A 17,781-nucleotide genomic window follows, 5' to 3' on the forward strand; every position below is an offset into this window, starting at 1 on the left:
AACCTACTCCTTTTCAGCGCCAAGCTGGGTATCGATTGGCCGACGATCTGCATGTCGGTTGAGTAACACGACAATGAGGGCACCCACGGCCATTAGCGCAACAACACCGGCCACTTGTGCCGAAGCGCCGGTCAATACGGCATAGTCAGCGGGCAATAAATAGCGGTACTCCAGAGGAATCATTTGCCCTTCTGGCCCGATTTGGTAGCGTAACAGCTCGCGCCATGGCCAGAGAACCGGCAGCGAACCGGCAATAAACCCCAATAGCAGTTGCATCGTTGGGGTATGGTGACGCCGTAACAGCCAGGACAGAAGTCGTGAAAACAGCGCTAAGCCGACTATGCAGCCCATGCCAAACAGCACGATAATGCCCAGATCCAAACTGCGAATTGCACCCATAATGGTGCCGTAGAGGCCCATAGTCAGCAATAGAAAGCTACCTGACACGCCCGGTAACAGCATGGCGCTAATCGCGATGCAGCCTGCCACCATGACTACCAGCGCTTCATTACCAATTAATAACACCAGCGGCATCATGCCCGGTAACGCCTGGGCGAGCACTAGCCCCACCAGTAGCGGCAATAGATACCAAAGCTTCCAGCCGCTACTCGCCTGTCCGACCACCAGAGCAGAGGCTGCCACTAGGCCAAAAAAGAAGCCATCCAGCAGCAGCGGGTGCGCTTCCATCAACCAGAGCGCTAAATGCGCTACGCTAAACAGGCTAACCGCGACCCCCGCCAATAGCGGCACCAGAAAGGCGAGATTCAAATGGTTGCTAAGAGCCCGCCAGCCACCGCGGTGCCAAGCGCCGATGGCACCGGGGCCAAACTGTTTGATCGTATTGATCAGCTCTTCATAGATACCGCTAATAAATGCAATCGTTCCTCCCGACACGCCAGGCACTGCGTCGGCGGCGCCCATCCCTGCGCCTCGTAAAAATATTCCCAAGGGTTGCCGCTTCAATCCACTACTCCTTGCAGTAAGGGTACAAAACGCACGGGCTCAAGCCGACGTTTTTCAAAGGCACTGCCAATGCGCTTTACTTGAGTAAGCCACTGGTTGCCATCGGGCTCTTCCAACGGAGCAATCAGCACCCCGTCGTGGCTCAATTGCTCTAGTAGCGGTGTGGGTAGCGTCTGGGCACAGGCGGTTAGCAAAATAACGTCAAACGGCGCAACGTCTGGCCAACCATAGCCGCCGTCCGCCACCGCCAGTCTGGCAGGTGCTGCTAGCCGTCTTAACCGCTCCGCCGCACGCTCGTGTAGCGCACTGATGCGCTCAATGGAGTAGAGCTCTTCGACCAAGCGCGACAGTATTAACGTCTGATAGCCAGACCCTGTCCCCAGTTCCAATACCCTGCGCGGCTCGGCGCGCAACACAAGCTCCGTCATGCGCGCCACGATGAACGGCTGCGACAGCGTTTGGTTAAAGCCAATCGGTAGCGCGGTATCTTCGTAAGCGCGATGGGCCAGCGCTTCATCAACAAATAGATGACGCGGCTCTCTGGCCATGACTTCCAGCACCCGGGCATCGCTGATGCCCTGCTGCATGAGGCGCTCGACCATGCGGTCACGAGTACGCTGGGAGGTCATGCCGCGACCGCGCAGCTCTCCTGGAGAGATATCAGGCAAAAACATCCAACCATTCCTGCACATCGTTAAGCGCGGGGTGCCGCGTTAGGTCTGTTTGTAAGGGAGTAATCGACACATAGCCCGCCTCGACGGCAGCAAAATCGGTATCATCACCGTCATCGGCATTGGCCGCTACCGGCGCAATCCAGTAGCGCGTACGCCCCCGCGGGTCTTTTACCGCTAACGGTTTCTCGGCTGGCCCACGATAGCCTAAGCGAGTCACTTTTACGCCTTTAACCTCCTCCCAGGGCACATCGGGCACATTGACATTCAGCAGCGTTCTCGGCGGCAGAGAGAGCTGATCAGCAGCACCAATCAAGGTGGCAGCGACCCTGGCAGCGGTGGCGAAATGACGCTCGCCACACAGCGACATGGCAATCGCCGTCATACCTAAATTACGCCCCTCCATCGCCGCCGCGACAGTGCCTGAATAGAGCACGTCATCGCCCAGATTACTGCCGTGATTGATGCCGGAGATGACTAAATCGGGTTTTTCATCCCATACGCCGTGAACGCCCAAATAAACGCAGTCCGCGGGAGTACCATCGACGCTATAAAAGCCGTTATCCAGAGGCGTCAACGAGAGAGGCCGTGACAGAGTAAGCGAGTTGCTAGCACCACTGCGGTCTCGATCAGGCGCCACTACGCGAATATTGGCATGGGCCAACAGCGCATCGTGCAGCGCACGCAGTCCGGGCGCGTACACACCATCATCATTGGAAAGCAGCAGTCGCCGCATAGTGGGTCTCCCTGTTCTTAACCACAAAAGTTATAAGCACAAGAGTCGTAAGCCAAGAGTGATAGCCACAAGAGACGTGAGCGCAAAAGCATATGCACGAAACGCGGCCGCTCATATCCCTCTCTTTTACTAACTTTTCTGTATGCTAATCTCAAATCTAATAGCTAAATCAGTTCGCTAACATCAGCTCACCCAGCACAGCGGTGGCAAAGCTGCCCCGCGGCAGCGAAAACGAAAGCCGGACAGCACCTGACTCCCAAGCATACTGGGGTTCCAGCAGCCGCATACGAAGTGCACGGCGTGCCTGCTTTACTCCGCTGCGTTGTAAGCCACTGCATAGCCCAGGGTAGTGCTCCAGCAAACGGGCTTCATAGCCAGCGGCGTCGCCCTGGTCAGCTTCACCAACGCCCCAAAGCACCCCAGTGGGATGCACATCCAGTTCAGCGGCGCGGGCCTGAAGCGTATGGTCGGAGGCGTCGATACGAAACACACTTTGGGTGCCGTCCAGCATCAACGTGTCTCCCGCCAGCGGCTGCGACCAGGTGCCATCCGCAATGCGCGCGCTGAGCAGTTCGTTAAACAAAAAACTGCGCGCAGTGGAGAGCATCATACCCTGGCGATCGTCGCGTTTTCGCCAACCTCGGTTAAGTAATGCTTCGGCACGCTGAAGATTACGTCCTTCGGGCCCAAAGCGCTGGGGGCCAAAATAGTTAGGCACGCCATGCTGACAAAGGGCTTCCCAGCGGCTGACAAAATCTTCGCTTTCAATGGCCTCACCGCTAAGGCGCAATACAAAACGGTTAGTGCGGTGAACGCCACGCTTCAGCTTACGTGGGTGGCGCGCCTGCTCAACGACAGTGATCCCCAGCGCATTAAGCGACTGCTCAAGCTCCGTGGGCGCGTCGCGGCCGGGCAGATGCACGCTCAGCCACTGACGCGTGACGGCAATGCGGTCTTTCATGCCAGAGTAACCGATATCACGGGGCGTTACGCCACAAAGCCGACTTAATGTATTGACGACATCTAACGTGGTTTGATTGCGCTTTTCAACTCGCAGCCACAAATGTTCCCCGTGTGCTTCAGGGGTGAAATCCAGCTGCTCATCGACCCAAAAATCTTCCGGCTGGGCACGGTACTGGCCCGGTTTGGGAGAGCCAAATTGAGCATCGAGACAGCGCTGCCACTCAGGCATATTAATCATTAAGCGCCTCAGCACGGTTAAGCAGCACCACCGCCTCCGCGGCGATACCTTCACCGCGCCCGGTGAAACCTAATCGTTCGGTGGTGGTGGCTTTAACGTTGACTTGACCAAGCGCGACGCCTAGATCGGCAGCAATGACTTCTCGCATTGCCTCGATATGCGGTGCCATTTTAGGTGCTTGAGCCATTAGCGTGGCATCGATATTGACCACCCCATAGCCCTGACCTTGAATCAGCGTGACTACATGACGCAGCAGCTCACGGCTATTAGCCCCCGCCCACGCCGGGTCAGTATCGGGGAAGTGGCGGCCAATATCGCCCAGCGCACAGGCACCCAACAGTGCATCACTAATCGCGTGAAGCAGCACATCGCCGTCGGAGTGGGCTACGAAACCGTGTTCAAACGGCAGCTTAACGCCGCCGATCATTAAATGATCGCCGGGGCCGAAGCGGTGTACATCGAATCCGTGGCCGATACGCATTATAAGCTCCTAGTGATTAAAGCCCGTCAGGCGTGTTAGCGGTTTGTGCCGCCATAATCGCGGCTGCCAGCGCTAAGTCATCCGGGTGGGTAATTTTCAGGTTATCGCGCCGCCCGCTTACCAACTGTGGGCATTCGCCCAAGGCTTCAACCGCCGAGGCTTCATCGGTTACCAGGGTTCGCTGTTGGCGGGCGGTTTCTAAGGCTCGCCGCAGTAGCACATAGCGAAACCCTTGAGGCGTTAGCGCGTGCCACAAGTCATCCCGCGGTTCGGTTCGCGCGCTTTGGCACTGCTCATCGGCACGCTTCATGGTATCCGCCACCGGCATCGCCAAAAGCGCGCCTGCGGGGTGGGCCGCGGCGGCTTGGTACAGCGCCTGGAGATCGCTCGCGGTAATACAGGGGCGGGCCACATCATGCACCATCACTACGTCATTATCATCGGCGGCCATCGCGTGTAGGGCATTTAAGACGCTGTCCATTCGCTCATCGCCCCCGGGCACGCGCTGCCAGTCAGTAAAAGGCACCCAGCGGGGCGAGAACCAGCGGTCGTCGGCATCTAAACAGAGCACCAAGCGAGCGCTAGGAAAGGCGCTATGAAGGCGTGCCAAAGTATGCGCCAACACCGGCTGCTCATCGGCCAAGGTTAAGTACTGTTTGGGCTTATCGGCCCCCATACGGCGCCCTTGACCCGCCGCGGGCACAATTAACCAGGTTTGGCTCACTGTGGCGGCTCCTGGGGAGCGACCAGACCTGCATTAATACCGATAAGCTCCTTCTCAATCGCTACACCAGGCACCCAGAAGAACTGCTCGTCGGTGCGCACCATGCCCATATCGCTACGTGCCCGCTCCTCAATGGCGTCTAAACCGTTTTTTAAATCCGTCACTTCGGCCGCCAGCCGCGCATTGCGCTCGCGCATGGGCACATTGGCCGCCTCTTGCACCGCGACCCGCTGCTCCACTTGCTGCAAATCGTGCCAGCCACCGTTGCCTAACCACAGCTCGTACTGAAGCAGCGCCAAGACAGCGAGCAATGTCATCACTAACCATTTACGCATCACGGCACTCCTTGGAAATATCGGCTGGATTTTATTCAAAGCCCTGGTTTGATCAAAAGCGGCGTTGATACACTAAAGAGTGCTTATCGGCGCGCATTATGCCATTAAGGGGCAGCACCAGCGAGCCGCACGTCGTTATAATGACAGCTTAAATAACTACTTAAATGGCAGCGCTTGATGGGCCGCATCGCGGTAGGCGCTGACATGCTCGCCCTCTTCATGACAAAACTGGGCAACACCTGCGGCAAGCCCAGGGTGGCTAATATAGTGCAGCGAACGCACACGCTGGGGCGCAAACCCGCGTACCAGCTTGTGCTCGCCCTGGGTGCCCGGATCAAACAGCGTTAAGCCGCGCTGCAAACAGTACTCGATACCCTGGTAGTAACATGCCTCAAAATGCAGGCAATCGGCGACGACTTCACTCCCCCAGTAGCGCCCATAGAGCGTGCTACTGCCACGAAAATAGAGTGCTGACGCCACCGGGCGCCCTTCAACGTAAGCCTGCACCAGCACCAGCGCCTCTGGCATGGTTTGGCGCAGGCGCTCAAAAAAGTCATAGTTTAAGTAAGGCGGCCTGCCGCGCTCATGGTAGGTAATTGCATAGCAGCGATAGAAATGCACCATGTCCGCTGATGTAATTGCATCACCCTCAAGGTGCGCTACCTGTAGCCCCTGCTCGGCGACCAAGCGACGCTCGCGCTTGATCATCTTGCGCCGTTTCGATGTCATGCTGGCTAGAAAGCCCTCAAAATCGCCGAAGCCGCGATCACGCCACTGAAACTGTACGCCTTCACGCGTAATAAGCTCAGGACACTGCGCCTGCCAGGCGGTGACATCGGCCTCGTCGGCAAATAGCAAGTGCCAGCTAGACAGACCGAGACTTTCACACTGCTCGCGCCAGGCGTCGGCCAGCAGCCCACGGACGGCGCGGGCATCGACATTCTTGGCGATTAACGTGCGCGCGCCAGGCACTGGCGTAAAAGGTACCGCACTGAGGGCTTTTGGATAGTAGCGACCACCGGCACGCTCTAGCGCTTCCGCCCAACCCCAATCAAACACATACTCACCGTAAGAGTGGTACTTGCGGTACATCGGCAGCGCCGCTACCAACTGCTCGCCTTGCCATACACTCAGATGGCATGGTTCCCAGCCCGTGGCCTCACTGACCGAGCCGCTTGCCTCCAGGGCGTGTAAAAACGCGTGACGCAAAAAGGGTTGATCATTATCGACCAGTGAATCCCACTGGCTTGCCGTAATGGCCTCAATGGTGGGTAGAATGGTGATCGATAGTGGGGGTAACGGCATAGCACCTTCCCGAACGTGTGGGGGCTAAAAGGTCACTTTACACTAACTGTTTATATAAACCGTTTACACTAACCATCTACACCGATGTCTAAATCAACTGGCTAAATCAACTGGCTAAATCAACGAGCTATGCCATCGGGCTATGCCAACGAAAGCAGATACGGCTATTGAACTGCAGTATTTAACGTTAACGCCACGCCGGTAACGGCATATGAGGAGAGTCCATGACGCGCGATATGACGGGTGACTTTCAAACGCAGCGCCACGCTGTCGATCAAATGCCCTACCCGACGCTAACGGTGCGTCGTGACCGGCTGGCCCGCCTCGCGCGTATGACCAAGCATCACCAGCTTGAGATTATCCGCGCGATTCAAACGGATTTTGGTCAGCGCAGCGAGGTGGAAATACGCATGGCTGAAATCAGCGCGGTGCTCCACGCCATTCGCCATGCCAGACTGCATCTATGGCGCTGGATGCGCCCTTGGTCGGTCAGCATGCCGTGGCGATTGATGCCTGCCCGGGCACGCATCGCGCCGCAGCCGCTGGGCGTTGTCGGCGTGATGTCACCCTGGAATTACCCCTGGAGTTTGGCGCTAATGCCGATAGTGGATGCATTTGCTGCGGGCAATGTGGTGATGCTTAAACCCAGCGAGCACTCCCCCGCTACCAGCGCCCTACTGCAGCGACTGGTGCCGCAATACTTCACCCCTGAAGAACTCAAGGTAGTAGAAGGCGATGTAGAGGTGGCGCGTCGTTTTAGCAGTTTGCCGTTCGATCACCTGGTGTTCACCGGCTCCAGCGCGGTAGGTCGGCAAGTGGCCCAAGCAGCCGCGGCGAATTTGACCCCAACGACGCTTGAACTAGGCGGCAAGTCGCCCGCCATCGTGGCAGGCGATGCGGATTTCGACAAAGCGGCAGCAGATATTATTTTTGGAAAAGGCATGAACGGCGGGCAAACCTGTATCGCCCCCGACTACGTGCTGGTTGAGAGCCGCCATATTAATGCCTTGGTTAAAGCGTTGAGCGAGGCTATTCAACGGCAGCGCCCCGACGATCATGCGGCCACCCACGCGATTAACGCGGCCCACCAGCAGCGGCTAGATGCCATGCTGCAAGAAGCCCAAGACCACGGCTGCAGAGTCATCGATCACGGCACTCATGCCCCAGCGCTGATTATCGACCCCCACCAGGGGCTACAGGTGATGCGCGAAGAGATTTTTGGCCGCTGCCTACCGGTAATTGGCATTAGCGATATGTCGGCCGCAATACGTTATGTGAATGCCCACCCTCACCCGCTGGCACTGTATGCCTTCACACATGATAAGGGCTTACAGCAGCAGTTGCTGCAAACGACACGCTCTGGCGCACTGGTGTTTAATGCCACGCTTCTTCATCACGCCGTTCCTTCACTGCCCTTTGGCGGCGTCGGCGAGAGTGGCATGGGCGCCTACCATGGCCGTCACGGCTTTGAGCGTTTTAGCCACTTACGCAGCGTTTTTTATCAATCAAAACGCACCTCGAGCCACTTGCTTTATCCACCTTATCGGCGCTGGTTAATGAAATTGTTAGGAGTCGGTTAAAGCTTAAGAACTGATGATCGTTTGCTAATAACAAATTTTCACAATGCCCTTATGATATATTTCACATACGCTCTACGTTGGAATTATCTACAAAGCCCACGTAAGCACAGCAGAAACTGCCCTGAGCATTTGCAACAGCTTACTGAAACTCGTGGGAAAACTTTTGTAAGCATAGGAAATTTGCTGCTTTCCATACACGACACGGAGACCGTTAATGGCTCATGACTTACTTGACCGCTTACGCGAACGTTTAGAAGAACTCAACCGATCGGAGCGTAAAGTCGCCAATGTAATTCTTGAAGACCCAACGGTCGCCACCAGCCTAAGCATTGCCAGCCTGGCCCAGGCAGCTAGCGTCAGCGAACCCACGGTTAACCGGTTTTGCCGTAACTTTGGCGCCAAGGGCTATCCCGATTTTAAAATCAAATTGGCCCAGAGCTTAGCTGGCGGCACACCCTATGTGACCCGTGCAGTGGAGCCTGGCGACTCCGCCACCCAGTACACCCACAAAATCTTTGGCGCCACCATCGCCGCCCTCGATGAAGCCCAGCGCGACATCGATATGGGTGCTGTCGAGCGCATGGTCGACTACCTTACCCAGGCCAAGCAGATCCATATTTTTGGCTTGGGTGCCTCTGGCGCGGTGGCCCAGGATGCCCAGCACAAGTTCTTCCGCTTCAACCTGCCGGTGATGGCCTACATTGATGTGCTGATGCAGCGTATGGTCGCCGCCGCTTGCCATACGGGGGATGTGGTGGTGATTATCTCCTACACCGGGCGCACCCGGGAGCTGGTGGATATCGCCCGTTTGGCGAGGGATGCAGGGGCCGTCGTTCTTGGTATAACCGCGCCAAACTCGCCACTGGCCAACGAATGCACCGCCACCCTGGATGTCGCTACCCCCGAAGACACCGACCACTACATGCCGATGACCTCGCGGGTAATTCAATTAACGCTGATTGATGCGCTGGCCACTGGGGTAACCTTGAGGCGTGGTGAAGACTTCTTACCCCACCTCAAGAAAATCAAAGACAGCCTGCGCGACACCCGCTTTCCGGTAGAAAAGCCCGGTAAGTGAATGATAAATAGCAAGTGAATGGAAAATAGTGAGGGGTGAATGGTGAGTAGCGAATAGAAAGCAGTTAGCTCACTGCGGCAGTCACCGTAATTTCCACTTTAAGCTCATCGGCGGGCATGGGCGCGCAGACGCAGGTGCGCGCCGGTGCGTAGCCTGCGGGCATCCAGGCATCCCATACCCCGTTCATAGCGGCAAAGTCACTGCCCTCTTTCAGGTAGATCGTCGCGCTAAGCAGCTGCTCACGGCTTGAACCAATCTCTTTCAGTAGCGCATCCACCCGCGCCAGCATGCTTTCCGTTTGGGCAGTAATGTCGCCCTCGCGGGCCTCCGGGCCAGCCACTTGGCCGCACAAATAGGCCACGCCCTGGTGAATCACCGCACGGCTCATGCGGGCTTTTGTATCGTGGCGTTGAATGGTCATAGGGAAAACTCCTAGTGGGTTTAAGAAAAGCAGTCTAAACCGCTTGGCTTATCCTTGACTATGCCTTCTTATCAAAGCCGATCCGTAGGTACCGGCCGATGCTCAAAGACCCGCCGCAGCACAAAGCTGGTATGCGCGCCGGTAACACCCTCGATGCGGTTAATCACATGCAACAGCAGGTGTTGGTAGTCATCCATGTCCCGCACCAGGATTTTGAGCTGAAAATCCGCCGCCTGACCGGTAATGATCAGGCACTCGATAACGTTGGGTATCTCACGAATATGGCGCTCAAAATTATCGAAGCGCTCCGGCGTATGCTGATCCATGGAAATATGCAGCAGCGCCATTAACTGATAGCCCAGTTGGCGGGAATCGACCTCCGCACGGTAGCGCAGTATTAGGCCGTGCTCCTCCAGAGCCCGCACCCGGCGCAAGCAGGGCGAAGGCGAAAGCCCGATTCGATCAGCCAACTCCTGATTACTGATGCGCCCCTCCTGCTGCACAATATCCAGAATATGGCGATCAAATCGATCAAGCGACAGCGGCATTACGGCCATAGAAAGCAGCTCCTACCAATAAAAGCGAATTATGCGATATTTAATGTCAATTATTGGCGATAACACTACATTTTCGCAATAACCTTTCGTCGCTCTCCGCATACACTATGTCAAGTACGAGATAGCTAGTAAAAGATAGTCCAGTAAGAGATAGCTCAGTACCACAAGAGTCATTGCCACAAGCAGCCCCTTAAAGTGCCTCACCCTGGCACTGCAGCAATGCGGCATACGCCACAAGCGGCCGCTTTTAACAACTCACCGCCTTTAGGAAACTCACCATGTCTGCTTTTGATCATCGCAAATATCGCCCTGCGCCCCGCGTACCTGCCTTCAATCGCCAATGGCCAGATCGTGACCTGGATCATGCCCCGATCTGGGTGAGCGAAGACCTACGCGACGGCAATCAGGCGCTGCTTGAGCCGATGACCGTTGAGCAAAAGCAACGCTTCTGGCAGCAGATCGTTAAAGTGGGCATTAAAGAAGTCATGGTAGGCTTTCCTTCGGCCAGCCAGCCCGACTACGACTTCGTGCGTTGGCTGATCGAAGAGAATCAAATTCCCGATGACGTCACCATAGCGGTACTAGTGCAGTGCCGTGAACACCTGATTGAGAAGACCTTTGCCTCGCTGGTGGGTGCCAAGCGCGCCATTGTTCACCTATATAATTCCACCTCCACCATTCAGCGCGAGCGGGTGTTTGAGATGGATCGTGCCGGGATTGTCGATATTGCGGTACAAGGGGCCACCTGGGTCAAAACCTACGCCGACCAATACCCCGAGATTGAGTGGTGTTTCGAGTACACCCCGGAAAGTTTCTCCAGCACCGAGATCGATTTTTCGCTGGAAATCTGCGAAGCGGTGATGGATGTGTGGCAGCCGACGCCAGAGAATAAATGCATTCTCAACCTGCCCACCACGGTGGAAGTGGCCGGGCCGCACCATCACGCCGATCAGATTGAGTACTTTTGCCAGCACATTAGCCGCCGCGACAGCGTGATTATCTCGGTGCACACCCACAATGACCGCGGTGGTGCGGTAGCCTCTGCTGAACTCGCCCTGCTGGCCGGCGCCGAGCGGGTAGAAGGCACCCTGCTGGGCAATGGCGAGCGCACGGGCAATATGGATATCGTCACCCTGGCGATGAATCTCTACAGCCAGGGCATCGATCCTGAACTGGATCTATCCAACCCTGATGAAATCATTCAGGTGGTCAACGAGTGCACCGGTATCGCTATACACCCGCGTCACCCCTGGGTGGGCGAGATGGTCTACACCGCTTTCTCGGGCAGCCACCAGGATGCGATTCGTAAATCCCTCAAGCACCAAAAACCCGACGAGCCTTGGCAAGTGGCTTATCTGCCCATCGACCCCCATGATATCGGCCGCGATTATCAGGCGGTAATTCGCGTCAATAGTCAGTCCGGCAAGGGCGGTATGGCTTTCCTGCTTGAGCGGGATTACGGCATTAACCTGCCGCGCTGGATGATGCTGGCCTTGGCGCCTTACGTGCAGCAAGAGAGCGAAAAACGCGCCAGCGAACTCTCCAGCGAAATGATTCGCCAGGTGATGTTCAATAATTTCACTCAGGAATCGCCGCTAACGCTTATCGATTACCAGCTCTCCAAAGGCCAGCAGGAAGGCATTGAGCTGACGCTGAAACAGGGTGGCGAAACGCTGCGCCTTTCTGGCAAGGGCAACGGCGCGATGTCGGCGTTTACCGATGCGTGGCAACGCCACTCCGGCAGTAGTGTAGGGATTATCGATTACAGCGAGCATTCGCTGGGTGCCAGCAGTGAAGCCAATGCCATCGCCTTCGTTCAGCTCAATATCGATGGCCAGCGGCTTTGCGCAGTGGCCGAAGATAGCGACACCGTGAGTGCATCGCTCAAGGCACTGTTGTCAGGTATTAACGCAACGATTAATCCTGGTCAGACAACTGAGCAGCAGCCAGAAGCTGCCGCCGAAGCGTAAACGGCTTGGCTCTAAGGAGCAGGGTCTAATCAGCACACTCAATACACTTCAGCACTAATGGGCCCCAGGTGAGGCGTTTGGCCCCAATCCATTCGCCGCACTCTATACACTCACCAAAGCTTTCACTCTCAATGCGTTGCAGGGCAGCGGCAATCTGCTTCAACTTTAGCTGACGTCGCTGCTCGCCTGCTTTGGCCATCGCTTGCCCTTGCATTGCATCCATACGCGACAGCCGACCTACCGACGTTTGATCCAGCATCACCGTATCCCGGGACTCTTCACTGCTGGCGCTCTCCTCGCGGAGCGTGGCGTCAAGAGCAAGTAATTTCTCACGAATAACGACTATATCCACCTCAGGGTGATTCATCTGCACCTCCCACTAGCCTACAATCATTTACCAACAATCGTTAACCTACTAATTATTTGATCGCGAAGGGAACGTTACGATGGGCTATCGCACCCTGCTGCGCGATCACCGCAGCGTACTCAGTATCGCTTTTCTAGCGATGTTTAGCTCAAGCCTTGGGCAGAGCTACTTTATTGGTCTTTTTCAAGCGCCCCTTTCAGACCACCTGGGTCTTAGCGTCGGCCAGTTTGGCACCGCCTATGCCGTGGTTACCCTGATAGCGGGTTTCTGCATGCTGCGCTTTGGGCCCTCCATCGACTGGATTAACCCACAGCGCTTTGCGGCAATCGTCTTGTCACTGCTGTTAACCGGCGTTGTACTGCTTACCTTATCGCCCTGGTGGTGGCTGGGGATAGTCGGCCTTGGCATAGTGCGGCTATGCGGCCAGGGCATGTTGACCCATTTGGGTAACACCCTCGCTGCCCGAGAGTTTTCCACCATGCGCGGCCGTGCCATTGGCCTGGCTAACCTAGGGATACCGCTGGGAGAAGCGCTGCTGCCCCCGTTAGTGGCGGCTGCGCTTATCTGGAGCAGTTGGCAAACCTTCTGGTGGCTACTGTGTGGCGTCATCGCCTTGCCTTGGCTGTGGCTACTGTTAAAAGCACCTTGGCCCGACGCACCGGGCGTTAAACCAACCAGGCAGACGCCCCATGGCCCTCGTCCCTTTCGCGAAAAACGCTTTTGGCTGCTAATGCTACTATTAATGGCCCTCCCCATCACCATGACGGGGCTGTTTATCTATCAAGCGCAATTAACGGAGTCTCTGGAGAGCTCCCTGGCGGTTTACGCCCTGGCGCTGACCGGCATGGGAATCGCCAAACTGCCGGGGGCCTTATTAGGAGGCCGCTGGGTGGATAAACTGGGCCCCGTAAAGCTAGCCCGCCTTTACCTACTCCCCTACGCCTTTGCCATGGTGATGGCACTCACCATTGGCGGGCATATCAGCATTTGGGCATTGATGGTAGGGGGCGGCTTGGCCATGGGCGCGCAAGAGCTAATAGCATCGGGTCTGCTGATCAAGCTATGGGGAGTTGAGCACCTAGGGAGGGTTCGCTCCGCTCTTAGCGCTGCCATGGTGTTCTCCACCGGCGTCGCGCCCGCCGTACTGGGGTTAGCCCTTAGCGCAGGCGCTCCGTTCCATGCGCTTCTGTTGGGCATGCTGGTGTTTATCATTGCCGGTTGGCTACTGGCTCAGCGTGTACTGCGGGAAACCTCCACTATCCCGGCTGAGCCATAAAAGTGCAGAAATCAGCGCAAAATCAGCACCGGCAACTGGGCATTACGCAACATTGTGGTGGTAGTACTACCGACCAGCAGGTGACGGATCCGCGAGTGGCCGTAGGCGCCCATCACCAGCATGTCGATATCATGCTCTTGCTTATAGGTACGCAGCGTCTCTTCCACCTCGCCCGCGCGTATCGCCCCTTCGGCGGTGTGCCTGGCCTCGCGTAAGGTTTCCAGCGCCCAGCTCAGCTGCGAGCGGTTTTCAGCGGTTTCCGCGCCCACAATCACCACGTGGCAGGTAGCACCCTCAAACAGCGGGCTTTTGGCCAGCATTTCCACGCCTTTACGAGCCGTTTTACTACCGTCAAACGCCATCATCACATTGTGCGGTTGAGTAAACTCTTTCGGCACTATGAGAATCGGGCGATGCATTTCCCGCACCACGCGCTCTAGGTTGGAACCTAAATGACCACTGGCTTGGTGCGCCGTCTCGCCCCGCTTGCCTACCACTAACAGCCTTACATCTTTTTCATTCTCGACCAGGGTTTCCACCAGAGTACCGTTGCGCTGCAAACACTGCGGGTCGGCAATACCGGCGTTGGCCGCGCGCTCCTTGGCGGCGTCGAGTAGCAGGCGCCCGCGCTCACGGGAGACTTTGGCATGTTGCTCTTCAATGCCAGACAGCTTTTCCAGCAGGTGCTCTCGGGTACCTAATCCTAAGTTACCGGTTAAATCAGGCTCAGCTACTTGGGCATGGTTATCCACGGTATGAATAAAACTGAGCGGAGCATCCAGGGCTTGGGCGGCCCAAGCCGCATAATCACACACGCCTTCTGAAAACTGAGAACTATCAATAGCTGCCAACACGCGATCTGACATGAGGTACTTCTCCTTGAGCATCAACATTATTTTTATATTCTCACCCTTTTCTACACGAACTCATTACCCCACGACACCCTAAAACGTTCTTGCGTGCTTCGGACGCTATAAAACGCACATGCTAAACTTAGCGGCCTATTGAAGTTGGCGACTCGGAGGAAAGCATGGGGCATGGCTTAACAAGCGTACTGTTAGTCGCACTAGGAGGCGCGCTGGGCGGGATGGGACGATTTGCGGTTTCCAATCTACTCGCCCGCTATCTCGGCAAGGCCTTCCCCTGGGGAACCCTGGCGGTTAACGCCAGCGGAGCCTTTCTAGCGGGCTGGCTGCTCGGCAGCCTAGGTATCGCCAGCACCCCCTCTTCTGTATGGCTGTTCACCGTCGGAGGTGTGTTAGGTGGCTACACCACTGTCTCCTCTTTTAGCTTGCAGACCATTGAGCTATGGCAGGGCGGCCAGCAACTCCGCGCAGGCATTAATGTGGGCACCACGCTGCTGCTTGGTTTAGCCATGGTCACCCTGGGCTGGTTGTTATCAGGGGCTTCTCTGTCAGGAGCGACCTTATGAGCGCCTGGAAGGCTTACCTTGCGGTAGGTGTCGGTAGCGGCGTGGGCAGCGCGCTGCGCTACGGCGTTTCGCTATTATCCCAGGCAGCACTAGGGGGCTATTTCCCCTGGGGAACACTCATTGTTAACGTACTGGGTTCGTGCTTAATCGGTTGGTTGGCCGCCACCCTCTCGCGCTCCCCCCACAGCCAGCTAGCGCGTTTTCAGCCATTATTGGTGGCCGGTTTTTGCGGCGGTTTTACCACCTTTTCGCTATTTAGCTTAGAGACGCTACATCTGGTGCAGTTAGGCCGCCCGGGGATTGCGCTGGTTTACATTGTGGTTAGCCTTCCCCTTTGGCTGGGCGCTGCCGTGGTGGGTGAGCGCATGGCGCTTTTTCGTTAGCAAAACAGCCCCGATTGCAAAACCGTTAGCGACAGGATGTGCCAGCATGCGCGATCAGATGGAAAAGCATCAGTCTTGGCTCTACCTGATTTTCATTGGCTTAGGCCTAACGTTAGGCATCAGAGCACCGCAATTCGCTGAGCCGCTAGCGCATTTTTTATGGCCGCTGTTAGCGGTGCTGCTTTACGCCACCTTTACGCAAATTCCTTTGCTACATATTGCCCGTAGCTTCACTGACACACGCTTTATGGCCGCGTTGATGGTCGGTAACTTTATTGCCATTCCAGCCTTTTTAGCCCTTACCGTTATTTGGCTACCACTCTCCCCCGCCGTGCTGGCAGGCGTTTTACTGGTACTGCTGGTGCCCTGCACCGATTGGTTTATCACCTTCACGCATTTAGGCAAGGGCGATAGCGCTCGGGCCGTTGCCGCCGCCCCACTACTGCTGCTGGTGCAGTTAGTCGCGTTACCCGTTTATTTGTGGTTGTTCCTGGGCAGTGAGTGGTTTCAGCTAACGCTCTCTAAAGAACTATTGAGCGCTTTTGCAGGGCTTATTCTCACGCCTTTAGCACTCGCCTGGTTAACCGAGTACATAGCCCAGCGTCACAAGGCAGTTAAACGCACCGTGTATTACCTGGGAATACTGCCAGTGCCCTTACTGGCCTTAGTGGTGTTTATGATCGCCGCTTCCCAGGTCAACACTGTGTTCGGCCTTAGCCAAGTGTTGGTTCAGGTGGTGTTTATTTTTATTGGTTTTTTACTCTTTGCAGCTCTATTGGGTAAGGGGCTTGGCAAGTTGTTTAAGCTACCCACCGCCAGCGCTAGAACGCTAGCGTTTAGCTTTGGTACACGTAACTCTTTTATGATGTTGCCCATCGCCCTGACGCTACCCAGCGCTTGGCAGGCGGCGGTTGTGGTGGTGGTGTTTCAATCACTGGTAGAGCTATTTGGTATGGTGGCACTCTTACGCTGGGTGCCCAATAAGCTACTGCCAGATCCCTAGCTTGTGTTAGATAGCGATTAGCTAACGCGGGAATAACCGCCCAGTACCCCCTGCTTACTCATCACCAGTTGCCAAAGATGAATTTCTCTGGCTCGGAAAGCACCGGCGCAACTCAGCAGGTAGTAGCGCCACATGCGATAGAAACGCTCGCCATACTGGCTTTCGAATGTGGGCCAGTGCCTCTCGAAATTATTGTGCCATGCCATCAGAGTACGGTCGTAATCAGCCCCAAAGTTATGCACATCCTCCACCACAAACAGTGCTTCGGCGGCATCAGCTATTTGCCCCAAGGTGGGCAGTTCGCCATTGGGGAAAATATATTTATCAATCCAGGGGTCAGTCACCGTGTTGCTTAAGTTTTTGCCGATGGTATGTAGCAAAAACAGGCCGTCATCCTTTAAGCAGCGGTTAACCACGTTCATATACTCGCGATAATTTTTATGCCCCACATGCTCAAACATGCCGATGCTGACAATACGGTCAAACTGCTCGCTTTCATTGCGGTAATCCTGCAGTCGAAACTCTACCGGCAAGCCCTTTTTGATCAATCGTTGCCCAAACTCCGCTTGCTCTTTGGAGATAGTCAGGCCCACGCACTCAACACCATAGTGCTCAGCCGCGTAGGCCATGAAGCTTCCCCAGCCGCAGCCAATATCCAGCACGCGCATGCCTGGCTTTAATTGCAATTTACGGCAGACGAGATCGAGCTTGGCTTCCTGGGCCTCGTCCAGGGTTTTGGCATCTTTCCAGTAGCCGCAGGTGTAGGTCATGCGCTGATCGAGCATGGCCGCGTAGAAGTCATTACCCAGATCGTAATGCTTTTCGCCCACTTCCCAGGCACGCTTCGCTGTTTGACGATTCAGCAGGCGCGAACGCAGAGAGTGATAAATCAATTGAGTGGGCTTGATACGCTGCCCGAGCTGGGCACGCATTAAGCGGTAAAACAACTCATCAAGCCGATCGGCGTCCCAGTCCCCCTTCATGTAGCTTTCGCCAAACCCAAGATTGCCTCGCGCGAGAGCGCTATCAATAACGCCGTGGGCATTCAATTGGATATCCCAGGGGCGGTGCCCGTCGAAATGAATATCGGCTTGGGCCAGTAGCTCAGCAACAAAACGGTGGGAAGTAGAGGCTTCGTCGAAGCCAACAGGCTTTTTTTCCAACATAGGCATGTTCACAGCAGGCTCCTTACGCTATTCCAGTGGGTGAATAGGTTACAACCTGACTACTAGCATAGAAGCGCATGGCAACATTAGCATCATTTGATGGAGATAATTTATGCACTGCAGAGACTAAAA

General features: G+C 55.8%; 20 protein-coding genes. 7 read left to right on the forward strand and 13 right to left on the reverse strand.

Annotated elements, in window-relative coordinates; translation table 11 throughout:
* Positions 1–3: 3 nt before the first annotated feature.
* The 8 genes from K7H09_RS03840 to K7H09_RS03875 all read right to left on the reverse strand — a co-directional run bounded on the left by K7H09_RS03840 (position 4) and on the right by K7H09_RS03875 (position 6,416).
* Complete coding sequence (locus tag K7H09_RS03840) at positions 4–963, reverse strand: DUF368 domain-containing protein (protein WP_009287330.1); 960 nt, start codon at positions 961–963, stop codon at positions 4–6.
* Entirely contained in the window at positions 960–1,637 is a 678-nt protein-coding gene (locus K7H09_RS03845; RefSeq protein WP_230803669.1) for a protein-L-isoaspartate(D-aspartate) O-methyltransferase, read from the reverse strand. Before K7H09_RS03845 ends, K7H09_RS03840 begins: the two co-directional genes overlap by 4 nt.
* The gene (gene surE, locus K7H09_RS03850) at positions 1,624–2,370 is read right to left on the reverse strand and encodes a 5'/3'-nucleotidase SurE (RefSeq protein ID WP_022522356.1); all 747 of its coding nucleotides are present in this window, start codon (positions 2,368–2,370) and stop codon (positions 1,624–1,626) included. The genes K7H09_RS03845 and surE overlap by 14 nt, the downstream gene beginning before the upstream one ends.
* Before the next feature lie 169 nt (positions 2,371–2,539).
* Positions 2,540–3,571 (reverse strand): tRNA pseudouridine(13) synthase TruD, encoded by a 1,032-nt coding sequence (gene truD, locus K7H09_RS03855; RefSeq protein ID WP_027958032.1) that lies wholly within the window; start codon positions 3,569–3,571, stop codon positions 2,540–2,542.
* On the reverse strand, positions 3,564–4,052 hold the full coding sequence (gene ispF, locus K7H09_RS03860) for a 2-C-methyl-D-erythritol 2,4-cyclodiphosphate synthase (RefSeq protein ID WP_161463107.1): 489 nt from the start codon (positions 4,050–4,052) through the stop codon (positions 3,564–3,566). Before ispF ends, truD begins: the two co-directional genes overlap by 8 nt.
* A gap of 16 nt (positions 4,053–4,068) precedes the next feature.
* Positions 4,069–4,776, reverse strand: coding sequence for a 2-C-methyl-D-erythritol 4-phosphate cytidylyltransferase (gene ispD / locus K7H09_RS03865; protein WP_230803671.1), 708 nt, complete (start codon positions 4,774–4,776; stop codon positions 4,069–4,071).
* Positions 4,773–5,111, reverse strand: coding sequence for a cell division protein FtsB (gene ftsB / locus K7H09_RS03870; RefSeq protein ID WP_022522352.1), 339 nt, complete (start codon positions 5,109–5,111; stop codon positions 4,773–4,775). Before ftsB ends, ispD begins: the two co-directional genes overlap by 4 nt.
* 156 nt (positions 5,112–5,267) lie before the next feature.
* A complete protein-coding gene (locus tag K7H09_RS03875; protein ID WP_230803673.1) occupies positions 5,268–6,416 on the reverse strand; it encodes a GNAT family N-acetyltransferase in 1,149 nt (382 codons plus the stop codon).
* Between the two features lie 224 nt (positions 6,417–6,640).
* On the opposite strand from K7H09_RS03875, the gene K7H09_RS03880 reads away from it, so the two are divergent.
* Together K7H09_RS03880 and K7H09_RS03885 are read left to right on the forward strand one after the other, a co-directional pair.
* On the forward strand, positions 6,641–7,996 hold the full coding sequence (locus K7H09_RS03880) for an aldehyde dehydrogenase family protein (RefSeq protein ID WP_230803675.1): 1,356 nt from the start codon (positions 6,641–6,643) through the stop codon (positions 7,994–7,996).
* A gap of 214 nt (positions 7,997–8,210) precedes the next feature.
* Positions 8,211–9,074: a MurR/RpiR family transcriptional regulator gene (locus K7H09_RS03885; RefSeq protein ID WP_009287337.1), complete on the forward strand. Its 864-nt coding sequence runs from the start codon at positions 8,211–8,213 to the stop codon at positions 9,072–9,074.
* Between the two features lie 64 nt (positions 9,075–9,138).
* Here K7H09_RS03885 and K7H09_RS03890 read toward each other — a convergent pair whose 3' ends face one another.
* Both K7H09_RS03890 and K7H09_RS03895 read right to left on the reverse strand, forming a co-directional pair.
* Positions 9,139–9,495: a RidA family protein gene (locus tag K7H09_RS03890; RefSeq protein ID WP_022522349.1), complete on the reverse strand. Its 357-nt coding sequence runs from the start codon at positions 9,493–9,495 to the stop codon at positions 9,139–9,141.
* 71 nt (positions 9,496–9,566) lie between these two features.
* Positions 9,567–10,052, reverse strand: a complete 486-nt coding sequence (locus tag K7H09_RS03895; RefSeq protein WP_022522347.1) for an Lrp/AsnC family transcriptional regulator — start codon at positions 10,050–10,052, stop codon at positions 9,567–9,569.
* A gap of 278 nt (positions 10,053–10,330) precedes the next feature.
* On the opposite strand from K7H09_RS03895, the gene K7H09_RS03900 reads away from it, so the two are divergent.
* Positions 10,331–12,022: a 2-isopropylmalate synthase gene (locus tag K7H09_RS03900; protein ID WP_022522346.1), complete on the forward strand. Its 1,692-nt coding sequence runs from the start codon at positions 10,331–10,333 to the stop codon at positions 12,020–12,022.
* Positions 12,023–12,047: 25 nt separating this feature from the next.
* Here the strand turns inward: K7H09_RS03900 and K7H09_RS03905 are convergent, their stop codons facing one another.
* Positions 12,048–12,389: a TraR/DksA family transcriptional regulator gene (locus K7H09_RS03905; protein ID WP_022522345.1), complete on the reverse strand. Its 342-nt coding sequence runs from the start codon at positions 12,387–12,389 to the stop codon at positions 12,048–12,050.
* 79 nt (positions 12,390–12,468) lie between these two features.
* Between K7H09_RS03905 and K7H09_RS03910 the strand changes: the two genes are divergently transcribed.
* Positions 12,469–13,665: an MFS transporter gene (locus K7H09_RS03910; RefSeq protein WP_230803677.1), complete on the forward strand. Its 1,197-nt coding sequence runs from the start codon at positions 12,469–12,471 to the stop codon at positions 13,663–13,665.
* An 11-nt stretch (positions 13,666–13,676) separates the two neighbouring features.
* On the opposite strand, the gene K7H09_RS03915 is transcribed toward K7H09_RS03910, so the two are convergent.
* Positions 13,677–14,531, reverse strand: coding sequence for a universal stress protein (locus K7H09_RS03915; RefSeq protein ID WP_230803680.1), 855 nt, complete (start codon positions 14,529–14,531; stop codon positions 13,677–13,679).
* 164 nt (positions 14,532–14,695) lie between these two features.
* Between K7H09_RS03915 and K7H09_RS03920 the strand changes: the two genes are divergently transcribed.
* From K7H09_RS03920 to K7H09_RS03930, 3 genes are read left to right on the forward strand one after another with little or no spacing between them, the layout of a single operon-like run.
* Positions 14,696–15,097, forward strand: coding sequence for a fluoride efflux transporter FluC (locus tag K7H09_RS03920; RefSeq protein WP_230803696.1), 402 nt, complete (start codon positions 14,696–14,698; stop codon positions 15,095–15,097).
* Entirely contained in the window at positions 15,094–15,480 is a 387-nt protein-coding gene (crcB, locus tag K7H09_RS03925) for a fluoride efflux transporter CrcB (RefSeq protein WP_027958040.1), read from the forward strand. Before K7H09_RS03920 ends, crcB begins: the two co-directional genes overlap by 4 nt.
* 46 nt (positions 15,481–15,526) lie before the next feature.
* Positions 15,527–16,483, forward strand: a complete 957-nt coding sequence (locus K7H09_RS03930) for an arsenic resistance protein (RefSeq protein ID WP_230803701.1) — start codon at positions 15,527–15,529, stop codon at positions 16,481–16,483.
* Between the two features lie 17 nt (positions 16,484–16,500).
* Here the strand turns inward: K7H09_RS03930 and cfa are convergent, their stop codons facing one another.
* Positions 16,501–17,661, reverse strand: coding sequence for a cyclopropane fatty acyl phospholipid synthase (cfa, locus tag K7H09_RS03935; protein WP_442908115.1), 1,161 nt, complete (start codon positions 17,659–17,661; stop codon positions 16,501–16,503).
* Positions 17,662–17,781: the final 120 nt, after the last annotated feature.

It is taken from the genome of Halomonas sp. IOP_14, assembly GCF_021021315.1.
In the GTDB taxonomy this organism is placed as follows: domain Bacteria; phylum Pseudomonadota; class Gammaproteobacteria; order Pseudomonadales; family Halomonadaceae; genus Vreelandella; species Vreelandella titanicae.